The organism is Stenotrophomonas sp. LMG 10879, assembly GCF_002750935.1.
GTDB lineage: Bacteria > Pseudomonadota > Gammaproteobacteria > Xanthomonadales > Xanthomonadaceae > Stenotrophomonas > Stenotrophomonas lactitubi_B.
On record NZ_PEJT01000022.1, the window covers coordinates 1 to 1,224 of the forward strand.

The 1,224-nt window shown below is 60.6% G+C and carries 1 protein-coding gene; it reads left to right on the plus strand.

Going from position 1 to position 1,224, the window contains the following annotated elements; translation table 11 throughout:
* The first annotated feature begins 61 nt into the window (after positions 1-61).
* Positions 62-1,185, plus strand: a protein-coding gene (locus CR919_RS20910; protein ID WP_243380388.1) for an IS3 family transposase whose coding sequence is annotated in 2 segments (ribosomal slippage) — positions 62-302 and positions 302-1,185 — 1,125 coding nt in all. Because the reading frame shifts where the segments join, the coding sequence is not laid out codon by codon here.
* The last annotated feature ends 39 nt before the right edge of the window (positions 1,186-1,224 follow it).

The following is a 1,224-nucleotide window of genomic DNA, read 5'->3' on the forward strand; positions in this document are numbered from 1 at the left end:
TGCGGTGGTCTAATCAACTTGGACACTCGATAGGATCATTTTCGAGCATCGAGGTAGACCCATGGCAAAACAGATCACTCAGGGCATGAGGGACGAGGCGGTTCGCCTTGTCGTTGTAGAGGGGCAGACAGTAAGAGACGTCTGCCAGCTGATGGATGTCGGCCCGACGGCGCTGAGGCGGTGGATCGAGCAGTGGCGGCGAAAACATGACCCGCATGCGGAGGCGCCACCAGTAGATGCGCAGGTCAGAATCGCCGAACTGGAAGCCCAGAACCGCAGGCTCAAGGAGGAGCGCGACCTGCTAAAAAAATCCATCGCCTTCTTCATTCGGGACAGCGATCACCGGAACAAGTGATCCAGGAATTGGGGAAGGCCGCTCCGATCCGGTTGGTGTGCCAGTTGATGGACTATCCCCGTAGCAGCTACTACGCCTGGCTGCATCGGGAGCCTCGTATCGATCGGGAGCTGCTGGCCCAGGTTGATCTGGTTCGTCGCATTCATAAGTCCCACCGGGGCAGCTGCGGCTCACGCAGGATGGCCCGGGAACTGACCAATAGCGGTCTGCAGGTTGGTCGCCACCGCGCCCGGACGCTGATGCGCCGGGCCGGTGTCAGGGCGCGACAGCACAAGCGGCACAAGTATCACAGCCTTGGGCCGCAGGCGCTGACCGCTCCCAACATCCTGGACCGTCAGTTCAATCCGGAGGCGCCAAACCAAGTCTGGGCTGGCGATATCACCTACATCCCCACCCAGCAGGGATGGCTGTATCTGGCCGTCGTTGTGGATATGTATGCCCGTCGAATCGTGGGTTGGGCGCATTCCCACGAAGCAGATGCGTGGTTGGCGGTCAGAGCCCTGCGCGGCGCATTGAAACAGCGCCGCCCCCAGGCGGGACTGCTGTTCCACTCGGACCAAGGGCGGCAATACACCAGCCACGCGATGGCCGAGATCCTGCGCGACAACGGCATCACCCAGAGCATGAGCCGGAAGGGGAATTGCTGGGACAACGCGGTGGTGGAACGGGTATTTGCCACCCTCAAAGGCGAATGGCTGTACTCCAAATACCCCACTCGACAGGAGGCTGCAGCAGACATCGAACAATTTGTGAACTGGTACAACCACCGTCGGCTGCACAGTGCCAACGGCCTTGTGCCACCTGCGCTCCGTGAAGTGCAGGTGGCCTGAACTCCCTTTGGGAGTGTCCAGAAGTACTTGACCACCACA